The organism is Brevundimonas sp. (genome assembly GCF_013912065.1).
Lineage (GTDB): Bacteria > Pseudomonadota > Alphaproteobacteria > Caulobacterales > Caulobacteraceae > Brevundimonas.
On sequence record NZ_JACESA010000003.1, the window covers coordinates 195,951 to 218,432 of the forward strand.

Here is a 22,482-nt window from a genome sequence, read left to right on the forward strand (position 1 = left end):
GATGAACGCATCCTTGGCCGCACTGGCCTATCTGGTTTCCGGCGTCCTGTTCATCCTGTCGCTGCGCGGCCTGTCCAGCCCCGAGACCAGCCGTCAGGGCAACACCTTCGGCATGATCGGCATGGGCTTGGCCATAGGCGTGACCCTGCTGACCCTGGGCGGGACCGGGGCGCTGGACGGCCTGACCCTGGGCCTGATCGCGGGCGGGGTGATCGTCGGCGGCGGAACCGGCGCCCTGATCGCCCGGCGCGTCGCCATGACCGACATGCCGCAACTGGTCGCCGCCTTCCACAGCCTGGTCGGCATGGCCGCCTGTCTGGTCGCCATCGGCGCCGTCTATGCGCCCGAGGCCTTCGGAATCCTGTCCGAGGACGGAACCGGCATAAAGACCCTGTCGATCGTCGAACTGTCGCTGGGGGTCGCCATCGGGGCGATCACCTTCACCGGCTCGGTCATCGCCTTCGCCAAGCTGAACGGCAATATGAGCGGGGCGCCGATCCTGCTTCCGGCCCGGCACCTGATCAATATCGGCCTGGCCCTGGCCCTGGTCTTCCTGATCGGCATCCTGATCGGCACCAGCGGCGCCGCGACCTGGGCCTTCTGGGGCGTCTTCATTCTCAGCCTGATCCTGGGCGCGACCCTGATCGTCCCCATCGGCGGCGCCGACATGCCGGTGGTGGTGTCGATGCTGAACTCCTATTCCGGCTGGGCGGCGGCGGCCCTGGGCTTCACGCTGGAGAACATCGCCCTGATCATCACCGGCGCCCTGGTCGGATCGTCCGGCGCCATCCTCAGCTACATCATGTGCAAGGGCATGAACCGCAGCTTCGTCTCGGTCATCCTGGGCGGCTTCGGCGGCGGCGACGCCGCAGCCGGTCCCGCCGGCGCCAAGGAGACCCGCCCGGTCAAACAGGGCTCGGCCGAGGACGCCGCCTTCATCATGAAGAACGCCTCCAAGGTCATCATCGTCCCCGGCTACGGCATGGCCGTGGCCCAGGCCCAGCACGCGCTGCGCGAAATGGCCGACAAGCTGAAGGAGGAGGGGGTCGAGGTGAAATACGCCATCCACCCCGTCGCCGGCCGCATGCCCGGCCACATGAACGTCCTGCTGGCCGAGGCCAACGTCCCCTATGACGAGGTGTTCGAGCTGGAGGACATCAACTCCGAATTCTCCAGCGCCGACGTCGCCTTCGTCATCGGCGCCAACGACGTCACCAACCCCTCCGCCAAGACCGACCCCCAGTCCCCCATCTTCGGCATGCCCGTCCTGGACGTCGAAAAGGCCGGCACCGTCCTGTTCATCAAGCGCGGCATGGGCTCGGGCTACGCCGGCGTCGAGAACGAACTCTTCTTCCGCGACAACACCATGATGCTGTTCGCCGACGCCAAGAAGATGGTCGAGGGGATCGTGAAGGGGCTTTGACGCCCCACCTGCGCTGTGTGTCACGGGAGGGAGAGGGGTGAGTTGGGCGTCAACTCGAAGGCCGCGCCCACGTCTCGCCAACCGCCGAAACCCCTATCGCCCGCGCCTGACCGGCGCTATCACGCGTCCGTGAACGCCCTGTCCAAGCCCGCCCCCGTCGCCCATCGCCGTTTCGAGGCCTTGGACTCCCTGCGCGGGGTATGCGCCATTCTGGTCGTCATGTTCCACATGCCGGTCGCCAGCCATTGGCGCACCTGGGACTTCATCCAGCACGCCTATCTGTTCGTCGATTATTTCTTTGTCCTGTCCGGCTTCGTCATCGCCCACGCCTATGCGAACCGGCTGAAGACGGCGCGGGACGGCGGGCGGTTCATGGTGCGACGCTTCGGACGGATCTGGCCGATGCACGTGCTGATGCTGGCGGCCTATGTGGGGCTGGAGCTGGCGCGGCTGGTCTTCCATTTCGACGGGGCGGTCCCCTTCACCGGCGACCGGACGGTGGCGGCGATCTTCACCAATCTGGCGCTGATCCAGGCCTGGCATATCCACCCCCATCTGACCTGGAACGGACCGTCCTGGACCCTCAGCGCCGAATGGGCCTGCTATCTGATCTTCGCCGGTCTGGTCCTGATCGCGCCGAAACGGTTCCGCTGGATCGGCTTGGTGCTGGCCATCGTCGGCGGGGTGCTGGTCGTCAGCTACGCCCGGCGCTGGATGAACACCACCTACGACTTCGCGGTGCCGCGCGCTGTCTACGGCTTCTTCCTGGGCTGCCTGTTGCAGGGCCTATGGACCCATATCCCCCGCATGAAAGGGCTCGCGGCCACGGGGCTAGAGGTCGCCGCCGTCGTCGCGACATGCGTCTTCGTCGCCTGGGCCCAAGGCCCCGTCACGATCGCCGTGAGCCTTGTGTTCGTCCTTCTGGTCTGGGTGTTCGCGGGCGAGGAGGGGCGGGTGTCGCGCATGCTGGACCATCCGGCCCTGGTGACGCTCGGCCGCTGGTCCTTCTCCATCTACATGGTCCATATGTTCATCCTGACCGGGATGCTGATCATCGCGCGCAAGCTGGACTGGATGCCGGGCGGGCGGCGCGTCGATTTCGGCTCGGTCTGGCTGAACGACCTGTTCGCCCTTGGCCTGTTCGGCTTCATCGTCGTCGTCGCAGTCCTGGCCCACAAACTGGTCGAACAGCCGGCCCAGCGCCTGATCGACGGCTGGACCAAGCCCAAGCCGGCCTGAACTCAGGCCGCCATCCGCCATTCGGCGGCATCCGAAGCGTCCATGCGACCCTCGTCCCACAGGGCGTCCTCGTCCGAATAGCGGGCGCTGGCGGCGGCGGAGACGACGTTGACCACCTGTTCTTCCAGACGGTCCCAGATGACGGCGAGGTCGGACGAGCCGTCAGCCTCGCACGGCACGATGATGTAGCGATTGGCGTTGACGGCGGCGGTGGGTTGGAAACGAGCCATGGAATGATCTCCTGAAGCGGTCGGCCTCTTGTCGATGATCCGGTTATGGCGCACTGTTGCGTCAGAAACGGACGTAAGGTCGGAGCGACGGTGAGACACGACAAGGCGGCCATGGTGATCGAGCTGGCGCGGCGGATGGCTGCCAGCGCCGAAGGCCTGACCCTGGACGAGATGGCGCGGGACATGCGCGTCGGCCGCCGCACCGCCGAACGGATGCGCGACGCGGTGATGATGCTCTTCCCCCAGGTGGACGAGGTGTCGGACCCGCCGTCAAAACGCTGGCGCATCCGCGGCGGGCTCTCGGCCTTCGAACAGGCGCCGACGGCGACCGAGATGCTGGAACTGACCAAGGCCGCCTCGGGCCTGCGCGCCGCCGGGGAGCCGGCGCGGGCGGCGGCGCTGGAGGGGCTGGAGCGCAAGCTGAAGGCGGCGATGCGTTCCACCACCCTGAACCGGATGGCGCCGGACCTGGAGGCCCTGGTTCGGGCCGAGACCATCGCCGTCCAGGCCGGGCCGCGTCCCTCCGCCGACGAGGCGATGCTGACGGCCATTCGCGGCGCTGTCCTGGCGCAACAGCCGCTGGGCTTCACCTATTCCCGACCGGGCGCCGAGCCGCGCCGCCGCAGCGTCGCGCCGTGCGGGGTCATGTTCGGCCGCGCCAACTATCTGGTCGCGGCCGACCGCGAGACGGGCCGGATCCAGACCTTCCGCCTGGACCGGATGAGCCATGTCGCGCCCCAGGACGGGGTGGCGGTTCCGCCCGCCGATTTCGACCTGAACGTCTTCGCCAGCCAGTCCTTCGGCATCTATCAGGACGAGATCGAGGACGTGGTCCTGCGCATCGTCCCCCAGGGCGCGGCCGAGGCCCGGGGCTGGCGCTGGCACCCGACCCAGTCGTTCGAGGACCAGCCGGACGGGAGCTTGATCGTGCGGTTCCGGGCGTCCGGCATGCGCGAACTGGCCTGGCATCTGTTCACCTGGGGCGAACAGGCGGTGATCCTGGCGCCCGAACGGCTGAAAGCCGTCATGGCCGGGGAACTGGCGGCGGCCGGGCGCGCTCTGGACGCGGCCCGCGCATGAACAAGGCTTAAGGTGACGCTGTCGCCGGGCGTCGCTATCGCGGTCATCGTCAATCGGAGATCGCCATGCGCCTGACCACGGCCCTCATGTCCGCCGCCCTTGTCGGCCTGTCCGCCCTGACCGCCTGCGCTTCGCCCGCCGTCGTCGCGCCGCCGCAGGTCCAGGCCGAGCAGGACCGGGTCGACGTGACGGTCGAACGCGACGGCGATCGCTGGACCGCCGACTATCGGCTGGATCGCGACGCTCCGGCCTGGGCCTTCTTCCGGTCGGCACTGCTGCGCGAGAGCCGTCAGCCCTGGCGGCCCAGTTGGTGGCGGGTCGAGATCCCCGGCGTGGTGCTGGAGCGGATCGGCGACTACGACGTGCTGCGCTCGACCGACGGCGGCCCCGTCCCGCGCCGCATCCGCATCGTCATGACGCCCCGCGCCGGCGATCTGGAGGCCGAATACGACCCGGCGCTCATGTTCTCGGACGGGACCGTGGCCCTGTTCTCGGGCCAGTTCGACGTCTTTCCCCTGGAATCCGCCGCAGCAGCCCGCGCCTTCCCGCGCGACCTGAACGGCGTCGATGTTCCGGGCGGGCCGGCCCTCGTCACCTGGCGAGACCGGTCCGGCCCCGTCCTGTTCAAGGGCGAGCGCAGGCCGGAGGTCACGGCCCTGGACGCCCAGACCTATGTCCTTTTCGGCGACGCCACGACGCGCCAGGGGAACGGCGTCACCACCGTCATCGATCCGGGCCTGCCGCGTTGGCTGGGGGACGAACTGGCGGGTTTCACGCCCCGCGTCATGACCTATTACGCCGACCGTCTGGGCCGTGCGCCGGGCGAGCCGCCGACCCTGATGGTCAGCTGGACCGGGCCGACCAAATCCCTGTCGAGCATGGGCGGCAGCGTCCTGCCCGGCCTGATCTCGATGAATTTCGAGGGGGAGGGGGTGCTGGATCCCGATGTGCAGGCCCTGAGCCGCGCCCGCTGGTTCATCGGCCACGAGGCGGCGCATTTCTGGCTGGGGTCACAGGGCCTGAAATACCAGTACGCCCGCGAGGCCTGGATCACCGAGGGCGGCGCCGACCTGATGGCCGTGCGCGCGCTGAAGGCCATCGACCCGACCTATGACGACCGCGCCGAACTGCAGCGCGAGGTCGACGACTGCGTCAGGCTGGCGACGGGAAAGCCAGTGTCCTCGGCCGGCGAACGGGGCGAGCACCGCGCCTATTACGCCTGCGGCGCGGTCTGGGGTCTGGTGATCGAGGCCGCCGAGCGCCGGGCGCGCGGCGGCGACTTCTTCGACGTGGTCGCCGAATTCCAGCGTCGCAACAATGACGACGGCGTTCTCAGCCGGGAGGAATGGCTGGGCGAACTGACCCGCCTGTCACGCGATCCGACCCTGGCCAACGACATCGCGACCCTGCTCGACGTCGGTGTGACAGACCCCTCCGCCGTCATCGCCCGGCTGTTCCAGCGAACCGGCGTGGCCTTCCGCCAGGAGAACGGCCGTATCGTCCTGATCTGACGGTTTGACGCGGATCAAGGCGGGAAAGGGCCAGAAGGCGCATCCAGGCTCCGGCAACAAGGAGCATCGCCATGACCTATGCAAGCCTGATGGTCTATGTGGACGACGAAGCCGACAATGTCGCGCGGATCGGTTTCGGGCGGGATCTCGCCGCCATTTTCGACGCGACCCTGATCGGCGTATCCGTCAGCGAGCCGGAGCCGCCGCTGGTCGACGCCTATGTCGCCGGCGGCATGGCCGGCGAGATTCTGACCCTGCGTCGGGACCAGGCCGACGGAGAATTGGCGGCCGCCAAGACCCGTTTCCTTGAGGCGCTGAAGGACACCGGCATAGCTCACGAATGGCGGGCCGAGACGGGCTATCCCGCCTCGTGCGTCACGCATCAAGCGCGGGCGGCCGACCTGATCCTGGTAGGCCGCGACGCCGGTCGTTCGCCCTATCGTGCGCCGGACGCCGGCGACCTGATCATGAATGTCGGTCGGCCGGTCCTGGTCGCGCCGCCCCGCGCCTCGGCCGCGCCGATCGACGGCGTCGCCCTCGTGGCATGGAAGGAGGGTCGCGAGGCCCAGCGCGCCGTCCAGGCCGCCCTGCCGCTGCTGAAACAGGCGCGCGAGGTCAAGGTGATCGAGATCTGCGCCTCGACGGACGCGGCGGCTGCGGCCGCCCGCGTCGCCGACGTCGCCGCCTGGCTGCAGCGTCACGGCATCGCCGCCGAGAGCGAGGCGAGGGTGCGCGACGAACGTCCCGCCGGCGACCGAATCCTTGCCCTGGTCGAACAGACGGGCGCCAATCTGATCGTCGCCGGCGCCTGGGGCCATTCGCGGATGCGCGAATGGGTCCTGGGCGGCGTCACCCAGGCCCTGCTGAACCGCAGTCCGTCCTGGCTGCTGCTGAGCCACTGAGGCTCAACGTTCCTCTCGGGCATGAAAGATGCGGGCGACCACGACCACGTCCGCATCGACCCGGTATTGGACGACATAGCCGCTGTCGCCGAAGGGGATGTGAAGTTCTCGAACCCCCGCCCGGATGATCGGACGGCGCGCTGGCATTTCGCTCAGCGACTTCAGGCCTTGCCGAATCGTAGCCAGGCAGCGTCTCGCGACGTGTCGCCATATTCGCTAATGAAGTCGGCAAGGCGGATCAGGTCGGCTTCCGCCTCGCCTTCCAGCCAGACCCCATAGGTCATCGTCTGGCGGCCAGCTTGGCCTCAAGCGCGCGTTCGAAACGCTCCATAGCGTCTTCCAGCGTCACATAGTTTCCCGTGCGGTCGTACTCTGCCAGGCGACGTTCGGCCTCGGCGGTGTCGTAAGGCTTGTTCGGAGGCCAGGGCGTCAGGGCGTCGTCCATGACGAAGACGGCTTCATTGTCTCGAACTTTGGAGCCGCCGGAGACGTCGTCAGCTCCGGTCGCAAGCGCCCTGTCCAGGATCGCGATTGCATAGGCCTCCGGCGTCATGCCCGCCGCATGCGCAGCGGCCTTGAGCCGCTCAAGCGCTTCGTCGGTCAGGGGCAGGGTCAGGACTTGATCGGCCATGACCGCATCGTGTCACAACTATGAGTAGTCGTGAACTCACATCGCCGCGAACGGATACGGGCTGACCGACTTGGACCAGTCGTCCACGGCCAGCGGCCGGTCGATGGGGGCGGCGGCGCGTTCGGCGCAGGGGTGGCGGTGGCACAGGCGGCAGGCGGGGCCGATGGGGGTGACGTCGGGCTTCTCGAGATCGAGACCGTGGGCGTAGGCCAGACGGTGGGCGTGGCGCAGTTCGCAGCCCAGGCCGACGGCCAGGTCGTGGCCCTCGCCAAAACCGTCATGTCCCTGGCGCTCGACCGTGCGGGCGAAGGTGAACCAGCGGCCGCCGGGTTTTCCGTCCTGGGCCGGGGTCTCGATGATCTGGGTGACGATCCGACCAGGCGTGCGGAAGGCCGAGTGCAGCCGCCAGCGGGGGCAGGCGCCGCCGAAGCGCGAGAAGGGAAAGGCCCCGGCCGCATAGCGTTTGGAGATGTTCCCGGCCTGATCGACCCGCATCAGGAAGAAGGGCACGCCCCGCGCCGTGGGCCGCGACAGGGTGGTCAGGCGGTGCGCCGCCTGTTCATAGCTGACACCGAACCGGGCCTGGAGCCGCGCCACGTCATAGCCGGTCTCCTCGGCCGTGCGCTGAAAGGCGGTGTAGGGCATCAGGACGGCGGCGGCGAGGGTGTTGGTCAGAGCAACCTTCAGCAGCGACCGGGTCGCGGGGTCGGGCGCGGCGGAGGCCTGGGCCATGTCATGCAGGGCCTGGCCGTGTTCGACTAGCGCCAGCTGGTAGGCGATGGCGAAGGCGCGCGACGAGGGCCCCAGCGTCTCGGACAGCAACAGCCGGCGGCGGTGCGGGTCGAAGCGCCGGGTCCATTCCACCATGACCTCGGCGGGCAGGGTGCGGACCCCCAGATCGTGTTTCGCCGCCAGCCGCAGCCGGGCCGCGGGTTCGAATCCGTCTGCATGGGCCGGGGCCTCGGCCGCCAGGGCCTCCGCCAGGGCCTCGCCCATCTGATCCAGTTCAGGGAAGTGGTTGTCATGGGACTGGACATATTCCCGCACCCATTCGGCGGGACTGGTCTCGACCAGGCCCTCGCCGTTCTCGGCTGCGGCCCGCGCGCGGGTCCGCCCGTCGTCGAAGGCCTGGTAGAGGCGCAGCAGGGCGTCCGCGACCCCCGGCGCCTCCTCCAACAGTTGCACCAGTTCGTGGCGCGGCGCCGACAGACCCTTGAACAGGGGGTCGGCCAGGATCTCGCCCAGACGCGCCTCGTCGGCCGCGCCCCCCTGGTTCAGGGCGCGGAGATCGATGTCATAGGTGTCTGCCAGCCGCAGCAGGAGCTGGGCCGACACCGGCCGCTGGTTCCGTTCTATGTGATTGAGATAGCTGGGGGAAACCCCCAGGTCTGCCGCCATGGCCGTCTGGGTCAGGCCCAGGTCGCGCCGCACGCGCTTCAACCGGGCGCCGAGAAAAAGCTTGCGATCGACGAGAGCTTCCATGGCGAGAGAATGTCACATAATGACTGTCAATGCAAAGTCATAACATGACAAAGTGACTTCAATATCACCGCCAACACTGTGTCATTCGTGACTTCGGCATGTTCTTGTCTCCGAGACAGCGGCCCCCCGGCCGCGCCATTCAGAGACCGAGTTCGACCATGACCACCTTCGCCGATCTGGTTCCTTCGCCCGCCGGCCGTTTCGACGGCATCGAACGCCCCTACACCCCCGAGGACGTCCTGCGTCTCCGCGGTTCGGTGCCGATCACCCATACCCTGGCCGAGCGCGGCGCCAATCGCCTGTGGCAGCTGCTGCACGACGAACCCTTCATCAACGCCCTGGGCGCCGTCACCGGCAACCAGGCCATGCAGATGGTCCGCGCGGGTTTGAAGGCCATCTATCTGTCGGGCTGGCAGGTCGCGGCCGACGCCAATACGGCCGGCGCCATGTATCCGGACCAGTCGCTGTACCCCGCCAACGCCGCCCCTGAACTGTGCCGCCGCATCAACCGCACCCTGCAGCGGGCCGACCAGGTCGAGCACGCCGAGGGCGGCGCCAAGCGTGACTGGTTCGCCCCGATCGTCGCCGACGCCGAGGCCGGTTTCGGCGGGCCGCTGAACAGCTTCGAGATCATGAAGGCCTTCATCGAGGCGGGCGCCGCCGGCGTCCACTTCGAGGACCAGCTGGCGTCCGAGAAGAAATGCGGCCACCTGGGCGGCAAGGTGCTGATCCCGACCCAGGCGCATGAGCGCAACCTGGTCGCCGCGCGTCTCGCCGCCGACGTCATGGGCACGCCGACCATTACGGTCGCCCGCACCGACGCCGAAAGCGCCCAGCTGATCACCTCGGACATCGATGAGCGCGACCAGCCCTTCATCGACCGCGACAACCGCACGCCGGAAGGCTTCTTCCGTCTGAAGGAGGGCACGGGCCTGGACCACTGCATCGCGCGCGGCCTGTCCTACGCCAATATCGCCGACCTGCTGTGGTGGGAGACCTCGCACCCCGATCTCGACGACGCCAAGAAGTTCGCCGAAGCGGTGCAGAAGAAATATCCCGGCAAGCTGATGGCCTACAACTGCTCGCCCTCCTTCAACTGGAAGGCCAAGCTGGACGACGCCACCATCGCCAAGTTCCAGCGCGAGCTGGGCGCCATGGGCTACAAGTTCCAGTTCGTGACGCTGGCCGGCTTCCACGCCCTGAACAACTCGATGTTCGAGCTGGCGAACGGCTATCGCGACAACGGCATGGCCGCCTATTCGGAACTGCAGCAGCGCGAGTTCGCCAACGAGGCCATCGGCTACACCGCCACCCGCCACCAGCGCGAAGTCGGCACCGGCTATTTCGACCAGGTGGCCACGGTCATCTCCAACGGCACGTCTTCGACGACGGCGCTGAAGGACTCGACCGAAACCGCCCAGTTCACCAACGCGGCGTAAGCAGGAAAGGAACCTCCATGGAACCGCTGACCCGAACCGAAGCCATCATCGACTTCTGCCTGGCCCCGCTGTCGCTGGACGCCGGGAGCGAGGCCGAACGCGAAGTGCGCCGTCGCATGACCCATGTGCTGCGGACCTATCAGGCCAAGACCGCCAAACCGATCGCCGTGGACTTCTCGTCCATGCCGTCCCAGGTGATCAACGAAGCCGCCCACGGCTACGAATAGGGGCCCCTCCGGTTCCAGAACTGAAAAGGCCCGCCTCGAGCAATCGGGGCGGGCCTTGTTTTGTCCGGTCGTCTTATCGCGACGGAGCAGGGGTCGGCGTCGTGGGAGAGCTCAAGGTCACCTGCACCGGGGTCTGGGTCAGACGTTCCGGCGGTTCGGCGCCGGCGTCCAGCAGATCGCCGACCGAGACCTGGGGCGAGACGACGGCCTGGGTGGTGCAGGTGGCCAGGTCGCGCGCGATATGGCGGCCCAGGCAGAACATGTCCTCATAGCTGGGACGCGAGGCGGCCAGGCACTGGAACAGCATCAGTTTGGACATGTTCAGGCAGAATTCGTTGTTCGCCTCGACGACGAGGGCGTCGGTATTGGCGCGCGCATCGTCGCCGGCCGCACCGAGCGACGCCAGGGCGGCGATCGCCAGCGACCGCGTCACGGCCGGCGTATAAGGCGGCGCCTTGCGTGACGTCTCGACGTCCAGCCCCTGGCCGGTATTGGCGGCGGTGAACAGACGGCTGGATTCCTCGGCGGACGGCAGCATGGTCGCCGCCGACAGGGTCTTGGCGCCCTCGAGCCTCACTTCTCGGTTCGTAATATGGGTGGTGGCCCAGCGGCGGCGCGGGTCATTCCGCTCCTGCACCGTATAGGCGTCGGCCTCCACCGCCTCGGCGATGGCGCGGATCGCGGTGGCGTCCTTGCCGATGGTCGCCGCGATCAGGCCGGCGGCCGCATCGGCGCCGGGCAGGGTGGCCGCATAGGCCGGGTCGGCGACGATGCGGGCGACCATTTCCTGACGCTGGGCCGGATCGACGGCGAACTGGCGCACGCCGGCGACGAACTCGGGCGACTGCAGGGCGATGATGGACCCATAGGCGATCAGACCGCGCGACAGCTGGGCCGGTTCATAGGACGCGCCCTTGCGGATGGCGGCCTGAATGGATTCCGCGTCCGGGAAGCCGCCGGGCTGGATGGTCTCGGCCTCCCGCAGGAAGGCCACATAGATGGAGGCCGCCTGGGCGACGCCTTCGTTCAGCGTGACGGGCGGCGGGGGCGGCGGAGGCGGCGGGGGCGCCTCGGGTTCCTTGGTGCTGCAGCTCGCCAGAAGGGCGGCTGCCGCGAGGGCGGCGATCGACAGGCCGCGGGTCATGAAGGCCTTGGGCATAGTGCACGTCCACAGAATACTGAAAGCCCCCGCAGGGGCGCGTACTTGAAGGCGCTTATAACGTGCCGAAAGCGGTTTGCCGAAGATTAATCGAACAACTTCGACACGGATTCTTCGTTCGCGATCCGGCGGATAGCTTCGCCGATGAGCGGAGCGACGGAAACCGTGCGGATTTTGGAACAGTTCAAAACTTCGTGGGGCTGTTCGATGGAGTCGGTGATCACCAGTTCTTTCAGCGGGCCGTCGGTGATCCGCTGAACGGCGGGACCCGAAAGGACGCCGTGACTGATATAGGCCGAGACCTCGGTCGCGCCGTGATCGATCAGGGCCTTGGCGGCGTTGACCAGGGTGCCGCCGGAATCGACGATGTCGTCGAACAGGATGCAGCGCCGCCCCTCCACGTCGCCGATGATGTTCATGACCTCGCTTTCGCCCGCCTTGGGACGGCGTTTGTCGACGATGGCGAGGTCGGCGTTCAGGCGGCTGGCCAGCGCCCGGGCGCGCACCACGCCGCCGACGTCAGGCGAGACGATCATCAGATCGTCGCCGCGCACATAATGTTCGCGGATGTCTTGGGCCAACACGGGGGTGGCCACCAGATTGTCGGTCGGAATGTCGAAGAAGCCCTGAATCTGGCCCGCGTGCAGATCCATGGTCAGCACCCGGTCGGCGCCGGCGCGGGTGATCAGGTTGGCGACCAGCTTGGCCGAGATCGGCGTGCGGCCGCCGGTCTTCCGATCCTGCCGGGCATAGCCGAAATAGGGCATGACGGCCGTGATCCGTCGGGCGGAGGCGCGCACCAGCGCATCCGTGATGATCAGCAGCTCCATCAGATTGTCGTTGGCCGGGTAGCTGGTCGACTGGAGGATGAAGACGTCCTCGCCGCGGACATTTTCCTCGATGACCGCGAAGACCTCGTTGTCGGCGAACCGCTTGACCTGGGCCTTGGTCAGGGGACCGTCCAGGTGGTCCGCGATGGCCTGTGAAAGGGCCCGGTTGGAGTTGCCTGAGAGCAGCTTCATCGGCTGGTCATCCTTTCGCCGTCATCCGACCCCCATGAACGGGTGTCGGTTGGCGCGCTCTTTACCAGCGGAGCCGGGCAGGGCAAGTCGTGTGCGGAGAGTTTTCGTCGGCATGGCGCGGCCCGGTCGTGGGTGCTAGAGATCGCCGCGTTCGTTTCCGGAGGCTTGGCCGCAGGCCTGTCTCCGCTCGTCATGGGGTCGTCCTTGTCCGTTTCCAAGTTCCGTTCCGGCCTGGTGCTGATGGCCGCGGCGGTCGCCGCGCTGACAATTTCTGGCTGCGCCGGCAATTCGCGTCCCAAGCTGGCCTATGAAGAACGGCCGGTCGAAGCCCTGTACAACACCGGCTATCAGCGCCTGGAGCAGCGCCGCTGGGCCGACGCCGTCGACTATTTCCAGGAGGTGGAACGCCAGCATCCCTATTCGGACTGGGCGCGCCGCTCGATCCTGATGCAGATCTACGCCTACTACCAGAACAACAACTACGCCGAGGCCATCGCCGCCGCGGACCGGTTCATCGCCCTGTTCCCCGGAAATCCGTCGGCCTCCTACGCCTTTTACATGAGGGCGGTCTGCAACTTCGAACAGATCACCGACGTGGGTCGCGACCAAGGCTACGCCACCGCCGCCCTGGCCGGTCTGAAGGATGTCGCGCGCCGCTATCCGGGCACGGCCTACGCCAGCGACGCCGCGGTCAAGATCGACATGGTCAACGACCAGCTGGCCGGCAAGGAAATGAACATCGGCCGCTTCTACCAGCGCGCCAACCAGCCTCTGGCCGCCCTGAACCGCTACAAGGCCGTCATCGCCAACCCCGAGTTCCAGCGCACCTCGCACACGCCCGAGGCCCTTTACCGCCTGGTCGAGGTCAATCTGCAGTTGGGCCTGAAGGAAGAGGCGATGCGCAACGGCGCCGTCCTGGGCTACAACTTCCCCGGCAGCCCCTGGTACGCCGAGGCCTACGCCCTGCTGACCGAAAACGGCCAGACGCCTGAGGCGGCGCCCGAGGCCAAGCGCGAATCCTGGCTGCAGCGGATCATCCCGGGCTGATCACGCCCTTGACGGTCAGGTTTATGTAACTACATAAATGATCGTCTTCGACCCGGCGAAGGATGAGGCCAACATCGCGAAGCACGGCGTGTCCTTGCGCTTGGCGGAAGAGATGGATTTGGCTTCCGCCTTCGTCAGGCAGGACAACCGAAGGGACTATCAAGAGACCCGCTTCAACGCCTACGGATATGTGGACGGTCGGCTTTATGCTTTGACATTCACGGTCCGAGGCGACGACGTCCGGGCCATCAGTCTTCGTCGGGCGCGGACAAAGGAGCTGATCAGATGGCGAAGCGAGAGCTAGATTGGGAAACTGTTCCTCTTGACGAGGACGACGCGCCTGAGCTGACCGCAGAGCGCGCCGCTGAACTTCGCCCCGCCCGCGAGGTTCTGCCTGAGTCGGTTCTGAACCAGTTCAAGCGGTCCCCCGGCCGGCCGAAATCCGACGCGCCCAAGCAGCAGGTCACCCTGCGTCTGGACGCCGATCTGCTGGAGCACTGGCGCGCCCAGGGGCCAGGGTGGCAGTCGGGCATCAACGCCGCCCTGCGCCGGGCCTCCGGTCTTTGATCCCATTTCCGGCGCGCCGCATTAGACTGCGCTCCATGCCGAATCGCGTGCGCCCATGCTGACCGCCCTCTCCATCCGTGACGTCGTCCTGGTCGATGCGCTCGATCTCGACGTCGACAGCGGCCTGACCGTGCTGACCGGCGAGACGGGGGCGGGCAAGTCGATCATTCTCGACGCCTTGGGTCTGGCCTTGGGCGGGCGCGGCGACGCGGGTCTGGTTCGCAAGGGCGCCAAACAGGCGGTCGCGACTGCAATCTTCAGCGCGCCGGACGACCCGGACCTGCTGGCCCTGATCGCCGACCGGGGGTTCGAGGTCCAGCCGGGCGAGGATCTGATCCTGCGCCGCGTTCTGGGCGCGGACGGCCGCAGCCGCGCCTATGTCAACGACCAGCCCGCCGGGGTCACGGCCCTGCGCGAGATCGGCGCCGCCCTGGTCGAGGTCCACGGCCAGCACGAAACCGTCGGCCTGCTGGACTGGCGCACCCATCGCGGCGCCCTGGACGCCTATGGCGGCTTGCAGCCCCAGCTCCAGGGCGTCGCCGCCGCCTCGGTCAAGCTCAAGGCCGCCGAGGCGAAACTGGCCGAGCTGAAGGCCCAGGCCGCCGACGCCGCCGCCCGGCTGGAGGAGATCAGCCTGAACCTGTCCGAACTGGACGCTCTGGACCCCCGCGCCGACGAAGAAACCGAACTGGCCGGCGAACGCGCCCTGCTGGGCGCCGCCGAAAAGGCCATCGCCGATCTCGCCGACGCCCGCACCCAGCTGGGCGGCGACAAGCTGAGCCAGAAACTGGGCGCCGCCCTGCGCGCCGTCGAACACGCCCGCCAACGCGCCGGCCAGGCGGGGGCCGAGGGCGACCACCCGGTCATCGTCAAACTGTCTGCCGCCGTCGAGGCCATCGACCGCACCATGGTCGAGGCGGCTGAGGCCGTCGCCGCCGTGGACGCCGCCGCCGACGCCTTCGACTACGAACCCGGCCGTCTGGACAAGGCCGAGGAACGGCTGTTCGCCCTGCGCGCCGCCGCCCGCAAGCTGCACACCACCGTCGACGCCCTGCCCAGCCTGCGCATCCGCCTGCGCGAACAGCTGCGGTTGATCGAAGACGGCGAAGAAGCCCTGGCCAATGCCGGCCGCGACGTGGCCCAGGCGACCGAGGCCTATGACCTGGCCGCCGAATTCCTGACCTCGGCGCGCGAGGCGGCGGCCGACCGCCTGACCGCCGCCGTCATGGGCGAACTGGGCCCGCTGAAGCTGGAACGCGCGCGCTTCCGCGTGGCGCTGGAGCCGATCGAGGGCCGGCGCGGCCCCGACGGGGTCGAGACCGTCCGCTTCCAGATCGCCACCAACGCCGGAACCGACTTCGGCCCGCTGGACGCCATCGCCTCGGGCGGCGAACTGGCCCGTTTCGCCCTGGCCATGAAGGCCGCCCTGGCCAGCCGCGAGGACATGCGCCAGCCGGTCATGATCTTCGACGAGGTCGACCAGGGCGTCGGCGGCGCCGTGGCCGAGGCCGTCGGCTCGCGCCTGAAACGCCTGTCCACCGGCGCCCAGGTCCTGGTCGTCACCCACAGCCCCCAGGTCGCCGCCCGCGGCCACGCCCACTGGAAGGTGATGAAAGCCGACCAAGACGGCGCCACCGCCACCACCGTGGTGGCCCTGGACGACGCGCGCCGTCAGGAAGAGATCGCCCGGATGCTGTCGGGGGCGCAGATCACCGATGAGGCGCGGGCGGCGGCGCGGGCGTTGATCGGGTAGGGAGCGCGACGGGTTTTTGGATGGGGGCCGGTTTCTGCTTTCGACCCATGGCGGACGTTAAATGCGGCGGCTCAGTTCTTCCGCGTCGGCAATAACCTCAAAGAGCAGGGCCTCTTCGTCGGTGCCGGTCCGCTCCGCTGAAATGCCACCGGGACCGAGGCCGGTCACACGATAAACTCCGGCACTCACTTCCTTGACGCTAAAGGCCCAGCCCTCCGGTGGCGACTTCGAGTTCGGCACTTGTTCCATGGCCGCATCCTGTCGCACTCGATGTCCGTTTTCCACCCCAAGCCGAACTCGTGAACGTCTCCTCCCCGTCGCGCAGCGTTGGGGAGGTGGATCCGAGCTTTTCGCGAGGAGACGGAGGGGTTCTTCACCCCAGACACGGCGCCCGCTTCAAGAGCCCCTCCACCGCTTCGCGGTCCCCCTCCCCATTCGCCAAGCGGCGAACGGGGAGGAGACGAGCGGCGCTGCGTCCTACCTCCAACCTTCGGGTGATCAGGTTTGGGATGATTGACGGAGGGTGTAGCCCTCCTAATTCCGTAAGATAAGCGCTTAATTTTCAACGGCCTGAGACCCCGCAACCCCAATCAACCCGACACGCTTCAAACCTGCCCTATAATCACCGCCGGTCTTTGAAACGTGAACCCCTTCCGGCAATTGCACTCTTTTGCACATTGCACTGGTTTCGCCCTGTGCAAGTTCAATTTCGACTGCGGCCGCCGCCGTCGAAAGCGCACGAAACTGCACTCGTTTTTTTCTCTCACGCTCGCAAAAGCGCGGCGCCAACCAGAAACCCCCCGAATTCGACGCCGACCCCGCCTGCATTAGCGGTCCTGTCATCATCGTGCTAAGAGCCCCGCCCTTTATAAGGGCGGCGATGTCGCCAGAGCATTCAGTCTTCAGGAGAAGCACATGAGCAAGGTGCTGGTCATTGGCGCCGGCGGCGTCAGTTCGGTCGCGGTCCACAAGATGGCGATGAATGCGGACATTTTCTCGCACATCACCCTGGCGAGCCGCACCAAGTCCAAGTGCGACGCCATCGCCGAATCCGTCAAGGCGCGCTTCGGCGTGACCATCGACACGGCCGCCCTGGACGCCGACGACGTGGCCGCCACCACCGCCCTGATCAAGGCGGTTCAGCCGGCCCTGGTCGTCAACCTGGCCCTGCCGTACCAGGACCTGGCCATCATGGACGCCTGCCTGGCCGCCGGGGTCAACTACCTAGACACCGCCAACTACGAGCCGCGCGACGAAGCCAAGTTCGAATACAAGTGGCAGTGGGCCTATCAGGACCGCTTCAAGGCCGCCGGCCTGATGGCGCTGCTGGGTTCGGGCTTCGACCCCGGCGTGACCTCAGTCTTCACCACCTACACCAAGAAGCACCTGCTGGATTCCATCGAGACGCTCGACATCCTGGACTGCAACGGCGGCGACACCGGCCTGCCGTTCGCGACCAACTTCAATCCCGAGATCAATCTGCGCGAAGTCACCGCCCCGTCACGCCACTGGGCCGACGGCCAGTGGGTCGAGGGTCCGGCCCTGAGCCACAAACAGACCTTCGACTTCGAGGGCGTGGGCCAGAAGAACATGTACCTCATGTATCATGAGGAACTGGAGTCGCTGGCCAAATTCTATCCGGAAATCAAGCGCATCCGCTTCTGGATGACCTTCGGCGATAGCTATCTCAAGCATCTGGAAGTGCTGGAGAACATCGGCATGACCTCGATCGAGCCGATGATGTTCCAGGGCCGCGAGATCATCCCGATCGAGTTCCTGAAGGCCCTGCTGCCCGAACCCTCGTCGCTGGGGCCGATCACCAAGGGCAAGACCAATATCGGCACCATCGCCACCGGCCTGAAGGACGGGGCCAGGAAGACGGTCTACGTCAACAACATCTGCGACCACCAGGAAGCCTATGCCGAGACCGGCAACCAGGCCGTCAGCTACACCACCGGCGTCCCCGCCATGATCGGCGCGGCCCTGATGCTGACCGGCCAATGGAAGGGCGAGGGGGTGTTCAACATGGAACAGCTGGACCCCGACCCCTTCATGGACATGCTGAACCAGCACGGCCTGCCGTGGAAGGTTCAGGATCTGGACGCTCCGCTGGACTTCTGAAGGCGCACATCATGGCTATGCAGACCCAGGCCGGCGGACCGGGCGCCTTCGCCCGCTTCGACCTCAACCGCGTCCCTTCGCCCGCCTTCGTGGTGGACGAGGCGGCGGTGCGTCGCAACCTCGCCGTCCTCCAGGACGTGGGGAAACGCGGCAACGCCCGGGTCCTGCTGGCCCTGAAGGCCTTTTCCATGTGGTCGCTGGCCGATGTCGTCGGGGAATACCTCGACGGCGTCTGCGCCTCGGGCCTGTGGGAGGCGCGGCTGGCGCGGGAGTTCTATCGCGGCCACCTGACCACCTATTCGCCGGCCTACAAGCCGGCGGACCTGCCCGAGATCCTGCGTCTGTCGGACACGGTGATCTTCAACGCCCCGGACCAGATCGCCCGTTTCGCCGACCTGATCGCCGACGCGCGCGCGCAGGGCCAGGTGTTCGACATCGGCCTGAGGCTGAACCCCGAGCATTCGGAGGCCGAGGTCGCCAAATACGACCCCTGCCAGTTCGGCTCGCGCCTGGGCTTCCCGGTCTCGCAGCTGACGCCGGACCATCTGGACGGCGTCGACGGCCTGCACATCCACGCCCTGTGCGAACAGGGGTTCGAGCCGCTGGAGCGGATCTGGGCGGCGATCGAGCCGCAGCTGGAGCCCCTGCTGAAGTCGCTGAAATGGATCAATCTGGGCGGCGGCCACCACGTCACCCGCGCCGACTATGACCGCGACGCCCTGGCCGCCTTCCTGGCCCGGATCGGCGACCGCCACAGCCTGGACGTCTATATCGAACCGGGCGAGGCCGCAGCCCTGGACGCCGGCATACTGGTGGGCGAGGTGCTGGACACCTTCCACAACGCCATGCCGATCGCCATCACCGACATATCGGCCACCTGCCACATGCCCGATGTGATCGAGGCCCCCTATCGCCCCGCCATGCTGAACGAGGCCGAGGGCGGCGTGACCTACCGCCTGGGCGGACCGTCATGCCTGGCCGGCGACATCATCGGCGACTATGGCTTCGCCACGCCGCCGACGGCCGGGACGCGCATCGCCTTCCTGGACCAGGCCCATTATTCGATGGTGAAGACCAACACCTTCAACGGGGTGCCGCTGCCGGCCATCGCCCTGTGGAACAGCGACACCGACGCGTTGAGACTGGTGCGCGAATTCGACTATTCCGAGTTCCGGGACCGCCTGTCCTGACGGCGAAACCTCGACAAATTTTCGATGATTTGTCGAGGTTTTCTCCAGATTCAGACCCCCAGAATCCAGCCCTCTTCCTGCTCGACCTGGGCGATCAGTTCGGGCGTCGCGTCCTTGGGCGGGCCGAAGGCCTTAGCCAAGTCGCCGGCGTCGTCCATCCGGGCCAGGGCCTCGGCGGTGGAGCGGACCTGGGCCTGATCCTTGAACTCGCCCTCATTGGGCTTGCCGTCGAACATCGAGGGCCAGACCTCGACCACCAGGGCCGACAGGGGCTCGACGTCGTCCGGCGTCAGCGCGCGCCAGCCGGTGCCAAAGGGCCAGACCGCCCCGGACGGACCCAGGCTTTCCAGCAGCCGACGCACGGCCGGGATCCCGACCAGGGTCTGGCCGCCGACGGCGCCCGCCCCGTGCATCTGCCACACGCTCTTGGGCTGCAGCCGGCCCTTGCGCGCGGCGTTCTCGGTCGCCCGGAACTCGGGAATATCGGCGCCGGATCCCACTGGCGGCTTGGTCGTCGTCAGCCAGCGCTGCGCCTGTTTCGCCGGCGCCCCCCACAGCGGCCAGGCCTCGTCGGTCATCAGCCGGTTCATCTTGGCCGCCACCTGATAGCGGTTGTTGGTGTTATCGGCCTTGTCCACGACGTTGGACGCGATGAACTTCCACATCGCCTGCCACGGCGTCCCGTCCAGCTTCAGCCGCGCGGCCGTGCCCGCCGGATAGCCGAAGTTGAAGTCCAGCCCGACCAACACCCGGTCGCCGCGCTTCCTGTGATCCGCCAGGATGGACGCCAGCAGGGCCTCGCCCTCCGCCCGCGTCGCGACATTGTGCGTCTCGGTATAGAGGCGGAAGCGGACGTCGCGCTTCGCCACCCCGATCCACAGCGAGGTGTCGCCGAGTTTCTTGGTCTCGGCGGCGGTCCAGTCGGCGACGACATAGGCGTCGAATAGGCGGGCCAAGGCGGCCTCCCGTATAAAGGCGTGTCACTAGGAATGAGTGGGCGCTTCTAACGCTCCCGCGCGACATCCGAAAGGGGGCGTCAGCCCTTCAGCAGGGCCTCGAGGTGCGACAGCCAGCGGCGGCCCAGACGCAGGGCCTCGCCGGGCGAGCCGGTTTCACCGGGGAAGGCCGCGCCCCACAGGGCCAGTTCGAACTCGGGATGGCGAGCGTCCGCGAACATCAGCCGCAGCACCACCTGTTCGGCGTCGGGCGCCAGGACGTCCAACGCCTTGCGCGCCTCGCCGCGGCGGATGCGGGCGACCACATGGCCGTCGACGATGATCTCGCCGCCCTCGACCTCGTCGAACCCATAGGCCAGGCCATGCACCCCGTTGGCCCACAGCACGACTACCTGTTCGACGTCGAAGTTCAGAGCACAGGCGCGGCCTTCGCCCGGCGACAGGGCCTCGACTTCGGGCGCGGCGCCAAGGGCCTTCAGCAGGGCGCGCCTCAGCCTGCGCGCAGGCTCCATCCACCAGGAAAGCGCCAGCGACAGGGTCGTCAGCAGGGCCGCCGCCAGGGCGACCAACAGGACCACCCGCAGGACGTCGGCCATGGCCCTCAGGCCTCCGCGTCGGCGGCGAGATCGATATCGACCACGACCGGCACATGGTCGCTGGGCTTGTCCATGTCGCGGGCGTCGCGATGGGTCTCGATGGCCCGGAAACGGTCGGCGGCCTGGGGCGACAGCAGGGCGAAGTCGATGCGGATGCCGTGGTTCCTCTGCCAGGCGCCGGCCTGGTAGTCCCAGAAGCTGTAGGTTCCGGCCGGCTCGCCGCCGACCTCGTGCGCATCGGCCAGGCCCAGGTTCTTCAGGGCGCGGAAGGCCTGGCGGCTCTGGGGCTGGAACAGGGCGTCGTCGGTCCAGGCGGCCGGGTTCCTGGCGTCCTCGGCCTCGGGAATGACGTTATAGTCGCCGCACAGGGCCAGCGGCTCCTCGAACATCAGCAACTCGCGCGCGTGCCGGTTCAGCCGCTCGAACCAGGCCAGCTTGTAGTCGAACTTCTCGGTCCCGATCGGATTGCCGTTCGGCAGATAGATGGACGCCACCCGGATCGGCCGGGGCGCCGCGATCACCGCTTCCAGATAGCGGGCCTGTTCGTCGGCGTCGTCGCCCGGCAGGCCGCGCCGAACGTCGGACATCGGATGCTTCGACAGCAGGGCCACGCCGTTGTAGCTCTTCTGGCCGTGGGTCTCGACATTATAGCCCAGGCTCTCGAACGCCTCGCGCGGGAATTTCTCGTCCACGCATTTGATCTCCTGGAAACAGGCGACGTCGGGGGCGGCCTGCTCCAGCCAGGCCAGCACGGTGGGCAGGCGGGCGTTGACCGAGTTCACGTTCCAGGTGGCGATGCGCATGGGCGCGACGCTAGGCTGCGTCTCGGTTTCGGAAAAGAGGGGCGGCAAAACAAAAGGGCCGCCGGATCGCTCCGACGGCCCCTTGTGCGATAGTCGGCGTGGCTTACGGACGGCCGCCGGCCGGAGCCGGAGCCGGAGCCGGAGCCGGCGCCGGGGTCAGGGTGCAGCCGCCGCCGATCTGCTGGGCGGTGGCGCAGGGATAGATCTGCTGAACCGCCTTTTCGGCGTTCAGGCGGGCGATGAAACCGTCTCCGGCCGCGCACTTGGCCTCATAGAAGCGACCGTTGCTGTTCTGGCCCATCAGGCGCGCTTCGGTCACATCGCACCCGGCGGCTTCGGAACCGGCCAGCCAGGTCTTGACCGAGGCGGCGATTTCGGCCGGCGTCGTGAACGTGCATTCGGCGCGTTCGGCGATCACCTGAATGCATTCGGTCTTGTTCCAGGCGCCCGCGACTTTCTTGATCCAATAGCCCTGTTCGGCGGCGCAGCCGACCTCATAGACGATGGCGTCGTCGTTCGACTTGCCCGCGACCCGGACCTCGTCGACGTTGCAGGGGACGGCGGCCTGTTCGGCGTATTCCCGCAGAAAGCGTTGCGTGTCCATGTTGGACGGGATCGAGCACTGGGGGCCGACGTCGGCTTCCGGATTGGAGGCGCGCATGGTGGCCGCCGAATTGGCGAGGACGACGCAGTCGGTGACCAGCGGCGGGGTCTTGGACTCGATCATATAGCCAGGGCCGGCGGCGCAGGCGACTTCATAGACCGAGGTCTTTTCCGCCGTGGTTCCCAGAAGCTTCGCTTCCGTCACCTGACAGCCGGTATTGCCCAGGGTGGCCTGTTCCTGAGCCGCGGCCTGGATCTGCTCGGCTGTCGGTTGAGGCGCGCGATCGCGATTGCGATCACGCGTGCGTCCCACTCGCCCGCCCTCGGCCGGGCGCGTGGCGTTCTCGCGAGGGTCGTCAGGACCACTGGTCTGGGCCGCGACGGGGGCGACGGCCGTGGCGCTGACGGCCAGGGCGATCAGCGCGGCGGCGATGCGGAACTTCATGGGAACACCTCGGGGGCTGTGTGTGCTGCTTGTCGTGTGGCGGCGTATTGAGTCGG

The 22,482-nt window shown here is 67.5% G+C and carries 25 protein-coding genes; 13 read left to right on the plus strand and 12 right to left on the minus strand.

The annotated features are described in order from the left end of the window. The first annotated feature begins 1 nt into the window (after window position 1). On the plus strand, window positions 2–1,423 hold the full coding sequence (locus tag H2037_RS04240; protein WP_292118101.1) for an NAD(P)(+) transhydrogenase (Re/Si-specific) subunit beta: 1,422 nt from the start codon (window positions 2–4) through the stop codon (window positions 1,421–1,423). 129 nt (window positions 1,424–1,552) lie between these two features. Beyond that, entirely contained in the window at window positions 1,553–2,662 is a 1,110-nt protein-coding gene (locus H2037_RS04245; RefSeq protein WP_292118104.1) for an acyltransferase, read from the plus strand. Window positions 2,663–2,664: 2 nt separating this feature from the next. Here the strand turns inward: H2037_RS04245 and H2037_RS04250 are convergent, their stop codons facing one another. Further along, window positions 2,665–2,892 carry a hypothetical protein gene (locus H2037_RS04250; protein WP_292118107.1) on the minus strand — a complete coding sequence of 76 codons (228 nt, stop codon included), beginning with the start codon at window positions 2,890–2,892 and terminating at the stop codon, window positions 2,665–2,667. Between the two features lie 90 nt (window positions 2,893–2,982). Here H2037_RS04250 and H2037_RS04255 point away from each other — a divergent pair, with 90 nt between their 5' ends. From H2037_RS04255 to H2037_RS04265, 3 genes are all read left to right on the plus strand, one after another. Further along, on the plus strand, window positions 2,983–3,972 hold the full coding sequence (locus tag H2037_RS04255) for a WYL domain-containing protein (RefSeq protein ID WP_292118110.1): 990 nt from the start codon (window positions 2,983–2,985) through the stop codon (window positions 3,970–3,972). A 65-nt stretch (window positions 3,973–4,037) separates the two neighbouring features. Then, window positions 4,038–5,483, plus strand: coding sequence for a hypothetical protein (locus H2037_RS04260; protein WP_292118112.1), 1,446 nt, complete (start codon window positions 4,038–4,040; stop codon window positions 5,481–5,483). 71 nt (window positions 5,484–5,554) lie between these two features. Continuing rightward, window positions 5,555–6,385: a universal stress protein gene (locus H2037_RS04265; RefSeq protein WP_292118116.1), complete on the plus strand. Its 831-nt coding sequence runs from the start codon at window positions 5,555–5,557 to the stop codon at window positions 6,383–6,385. 3 nt (window positions 6,386–6,388) lie between these two features. Here the strand turns inward: H2037_RS04265 and H2037_RS04270 are convergent, their stop codons facing one another. Genes H2037_RS04270 through H2037_RS04285 form a run of 4 tightly spaced genes read right to left on the minus strand, consistent with a single transcriptional unit; the run spans window position 6,389 to window position 8,498 of the window. After that, on the minus strand, window positions 6,389–6,598 hold the full coding sequence (locus tag H2037_RS04270) for a type II toxin-antitoxin system RelE/ParE family toxin (RefSeq protein WP_365833087.1): 210 nt from the start codon (window positions 6,596–6,598) through the stop codon (window positions 6,389–6,391). Further along, window positions 6,547–6,669, minus strand: a complete 123-nt coding sequence (locus H2037_RS04275; RefSeq protein WP_292118119.1) for a hypothetical protein — start codon at window positions 6,667–6,669, stop codon at window positions 6,547–6,549. Before H2037_RS04275 ends, H2037_RS04270 begins: the two co-directional genes overlap by 52 nt. After that, window positions 6,666–7,016: a hypothetical protein gene (locus H2037_RS04280; protein WP_292118122.1), complete on the minus strand. Its 351-nt coding sequence runs from the start codon at window positions 7,014–7,016 to the stop codon at window positions 6,666–6,668. The genes H2037_RS04275 and H2037_RS04280 overlap by 4 nt, the downstream gene beginning before the upstream one ends. Before the next feature lie 36 nt (window positions 7,017–7,052). Beyond that, on the minus strand, window positions 7,053–8,498 hold the full coding sequence (locus H2037_RS04285; RefSeq protein WP_292118125.1) for a helix-turn-helix transcriptional regulator: 1,446 nt from the start codon (window positions 8,496–8,498) through the stop codon (window positions 7,053–7,055). Between the two features lie 158 nt (window positions 8,499–8,656). Between H2037_RS04285 and aceA the strand changes: the two genes are divergently transcribed. Together aceA and H2037_RS04295 are read left to right on the plus strand one after the other, a co-directional pair. Beyond that, on the plus strand, window positions 8,657–9,937 hold the full coding sequence (gene aceA, locus H2037_RS04290) for an isocitrate lyase (RefSeq protein WP_292118128.1): 1,281 nt from the start codon (window positions 8,657–8,659) through the stop codon (window positions 9,935–9,937). Window positions 9,938–9,954: 17 nt separating this feature from the next. Then, window positions 9,955–10,164 (plus strand): hypothetical protein, encoded by a 210-nt coding sequence (locus H2037_RS04295; RefSeq protein WP_292118131.1) that lies wholly within the window; start codon window positions 9,955–9,957, stop codon window positions 10,162–10,164. 73 nt (window positions 10,165–10,237) lie between these two features. Here H2037_RS04295 and H2037_RS04300 read toward each other — a convergent pair whose 3' ends face one another. Continuing rightward, window positions 10,238–11,323 (minus strand): hypothetical protein, encoded by a 1,086-nt coding sequence (locus tag H2037_RS04300; protein ID WP_292118134.1) that lies wholly within the window; start codon window positions 11,321–11,323, stop codon window positions 10,238–10,240. Window positions 11,324–11,409: 86 nt separating this feature from the next. Further along, window positions 11,410–12,345 carry a ribose-phosphate pyrophosphokinase gene (locus H2037_RS04305; RefSeq protein ID WP_292118139.1) on the minus strand — a complete coding sequence of 312 codons (936 nt, stop codon included), beginning with the start codon at window positions 12,343–12,345 and terminating at the stop codon, window positions 11,410–11,412. 192 nt (window positions 12,346–12,537) lie between these two features. On the opposite strand from H2037_RS04305, the gene H2037_RS04310 reads away from it, so the two are divergent. The 4 genes from H2037_RS04310 to recN are packed head-to-tail and all read left to right on the plus strand — an operon-like array spanning window position 12,538 to window position 15,712. After that, window positions 12,538–13,392 (plus strand): outer membrane protein assembly factor BamD, encoded by an 855-nt coding sequence (locus H2037_RS04310; RefSeq protein ID WP_292118227.1) that lies wholly within the window; start codon window positions 12,538–12,540, stop codon window positions 13,390–13,392. A gap of 37 nt (window positions 13,393–13,429) precedes the next feature. Continuing rightward, on the plus strand, window positions 13,430–13,696 hold the full coding sequence (locus H2037_RS04315) for a BrnT family toxin (protein WP_292118141.1): 267 nt from the start codon (window positions 13,430–13,432) through the stop codon (window positions 13,694–13,696). Further along, window positions 13,678–13,959 (plus strand): BrnA antitoxin family protein, encoded by a 282-nt coding sequence (locus H2037_RS04320; protein ID WP_292118142.1) that lies wholly within the window; start codon window positions 13,678–13,680, stop codon window positions 13,957–13,959. The genes H2037_RS04315 and H2037_RS04320 overlap by 19 nt, the downstream gene beginning before the upstream one ends. A 55-nt stretch (window positions 13,960–14,014) precedes the next feature. Next, window positions 14,015–15,712, plus strand: coding sequence for a DNA repair protein RecN (gene recN / locus H2037_RS04325; RefSeq protein ID WP_292118145.1), 1,698 nt, complete (start codon window positions 14,015–14,017; stop codon window positions 15,710–15,712). Between the two features lie 57 nt (window positions 15,713–15,769). Here recN and H2037_RS04330 read toward each other — a convergent pair whose 3' ends face one another. Further along, the gene (locus tag H2037_RS04330; protein WP_292118148.1) at window positions 15,770–15,961 is read right to left on the minus strand and encodes a hypothetical protein; all 192 of its coding nucleotides are present in this window, start codon (window positions 15,959–15,961) and stop codon (window positions 15,770–15,772) included. A 666-nt stretch (window positions 15,962–16,627) separates the two neighbouring features. Here H2037_RS04330 and H2037_RS04335 point away from each other — a divergent pair. Further along, window positions 16,628–17,833 (plus strand): saccharopine dehydrogenase family protein, encoded by a 1,206-nt coding sequence (locus H2037_RS04335; protein WP_292118151.1) that lies wholly within the window; start codon window positions 16,628–16,630, stop codon window positions 17,831–17,833. Between the two features lie 11 nt (window positions 17,834–17,844). Beyond that, the gene (locus tag H2037_RS04340) at window positions 17,845–19,023 is read left to right on the plus strand and encodes a carboxynorspermidine decarboxylase (protein WP_292118154.1); all 1,179 of its coding nucleotides are present in this window, start codon (window positions 17,845–17,847) and stop codon (window positions 19,021–19,023) included. Between the two features lie 50 nt (window positions 19,024–19,073). Here the strand turns inward: H2037_RS04340 and H2037_RS04345 are convergent, their stop codons facing one another. The 4 genes from H2037_RS04345 to H2037_RS04360 form a co-directional block, all read right to left on the minus strand. Next, window positions 19,074–19,979 carry a cobalamin biosynthesis protein CbiG gene (locus tag H2037_RS04345; protein WP_292118156.1) on the minus strand — a complete coding sequence of 302 codons (906 nt, stop codon included), beginning with the start codon at window positions 19,977–19,979 and terminating at the stop codon, window positions 19,074–19,076. Window positions 19,980–20,059: 80 nt separating this feature from the next. Then, a complete protein-coding gene (locus H2037_RS04350) occupies window positions 20,060–20,575 on the minus strand; it encodes a hypothetical protein (protein ID WP_292118159.1) in 516 nt (171 codons plus the stop codon). A gap of 5 nt (window positions 20,576–20,580) precedes the next feature. Then, entirely contained in the window at window positions 20,581–21,378 is a 798-nt protein-coding gene (gene xth / locus H2037_RS04355; RefSeq protein ID WP_292118162.1) for an exodeoxyribonuclease III, read from the minus strand. A gap of 103 nt (window positions 21,379–21,481) precedes the next feature. Then, the gene (locus tag H2037_RS04360) at window positions 21,482–22,426 is read right to left on the minus strand and encodes a hypothetical protein (RefSeq protein WP_292118165.1); all 945 of its coding nucleotides are present in this window, start codon (window positions 22,424–22,426) and stop codon (window positions 21,482–21,484) included. Window positions 22,427–22,482 lie beyond the last annotated feature (56 nt).

Bases quoted from the DNA above. Each gene is read 5' to 3' on its own strand.
- H2037_RS04320 (WP_292118142.1), top strand. From the start codon at position 13,678: ATGGCGAAGCGAGAGCTAGATTGGGAAACTGTTCCTCTTGACGAGGAC.
- H2037_RS04340 (WP_292118154.1), top strand. From the start codon at position 17,845: ATGGCTATGCAGACCCAGGCCGGCGGACCGGGCGCCTTCGCCCGCTTC.
- H2037_RS04350 (WP_292118159.1), bottom strand. From the start codon at position 20,575: ATGGCCGACGTCCTGCGGGTGGTCCTGTTGGTCGCCCTGGCGGCGGCC.
- H2037_RS04305 (WP_292118139.1), bottom strand. From the start codon at position 12,345: ATGAAGCTGCTCTCAGGCAACTCCAACCGGGCCCTTTCACAGGCCATC.
- H2037_RS04250 (WP_292118107.1), bottom strand. From the start codon at position 2,892: ATGGCTCGTTTCCAACCCACCGCCGCCGTCAACGCCAATCGCTACATC.
- H2037_RS04275 (WP_292118119.1), bottom strand. From the start codon at position 6,669: ATGACCTATGGGGTCTGGCTGGAAGGCGAGGCGGAAGCCGACCTGATC.
- H2037_RS04300 (WP_292118134.1), bottom strand. From the start codon at position 11,323: ATGCCCAAGGCCTTCATGACCCGCGGCCTGTCGATCGCCGCCCTCGCG.
- H2037_RS04265 (WP_292118116.1), top strand. From the start codon at position 5,555: ATGACCTATGCAAGCCTGATGGTCTATGTGGACGACGAAGCCGACAAT.
- H2037_RS04330 (WP_292118148.1), bottom strand. From the start codon at position 15,961: ATGGAACAAGTGCCGAACTCGAAGTCGCCACCGGAGGGCTGGGCCTTT.
- H2037_RS04240 (WP_292118101.1), top strand. From the start codon at position 2: ATGAACGCATCCTTGGCCGCACTGGCCTATCTGGTTTCCGGCGTCCTG.
- H2037_RS04285 (WP_292118125.1), bottom strand. From the start codon at position 8,498: ATGGAAGCTCTCGTCGATCGCAAGCTTTTTCTCGGCGCCCGGTTGAAG.
- H2037_RS04280 (WP_292118122.1), bottom strand. From the start codon at position 7,016: ATGGCCGATCAAGTCCTGACCCTGCCCCTGACCGACGAAGCGCTTGAG.
- xth (WP_292118162.1), bottom strand. From the start codon at position 21,378: ATGCGCATCGCCACCTGGAACGTGAACTCGGTCAACGCCCGCCTGCCC.
- H2037_RS04260 (WP_292118112.1), top strand. From the start codon at position 4,038: ATGCGCCTGACCACGGCCCTCATGTCCGCCGCCCTTGTCGGCCTGTCC.
- recN (WP_292118145.1), top strand. From the start codon at position 14,015: ATGCTGACCGCCCTCTCCATCCGTGACGTCGTCCTGGTCGATGCGCTC.
- H2037_RS04315 (WP_292118141.1), top strand. From the start codon at position 13,430: ATGATCGTCTTCGACCCGGCGAAGGATGAGGCCAACATCGCGAAGCAC.
- H2037_RS04335 (WP_292118151.1), top strand. From the start codon at position 16,628: ATGAGCAAGGTGCTGGTCATTGGCGCCGGCGGCGTCAGTTCGGTCGCG.
- H2037_RS04295 (WP_292118131.1), top strand. From the start codon at position 9,955: ATGGAACCGCTGACCCGAACCGAAGCCATCATCGACTTCTGCCTGGCC.
- H2037_RS04360 (WP_292118165.1), bottom strand. From the start codon at position 22,426: ATGAAGTTCCGCATCGCCGCCGCGCTGATCGCCCTGGCCGTCAGCGCC.
- aceA (WP_292118128.1), top strand. From the start codon at position 8,657: ATGACCACCTTCGCCGATCTGGTTCCTTCGCCCGCCGGCCGTTTCGAC.
- H2037_RS04310 (WP_292118227.1), top strand. From the start codon at position 12,538: ATGGGGTCGTCCTTGTCCGTTTCCAAGTTCCGTTCCGGCCTGGTGCTG.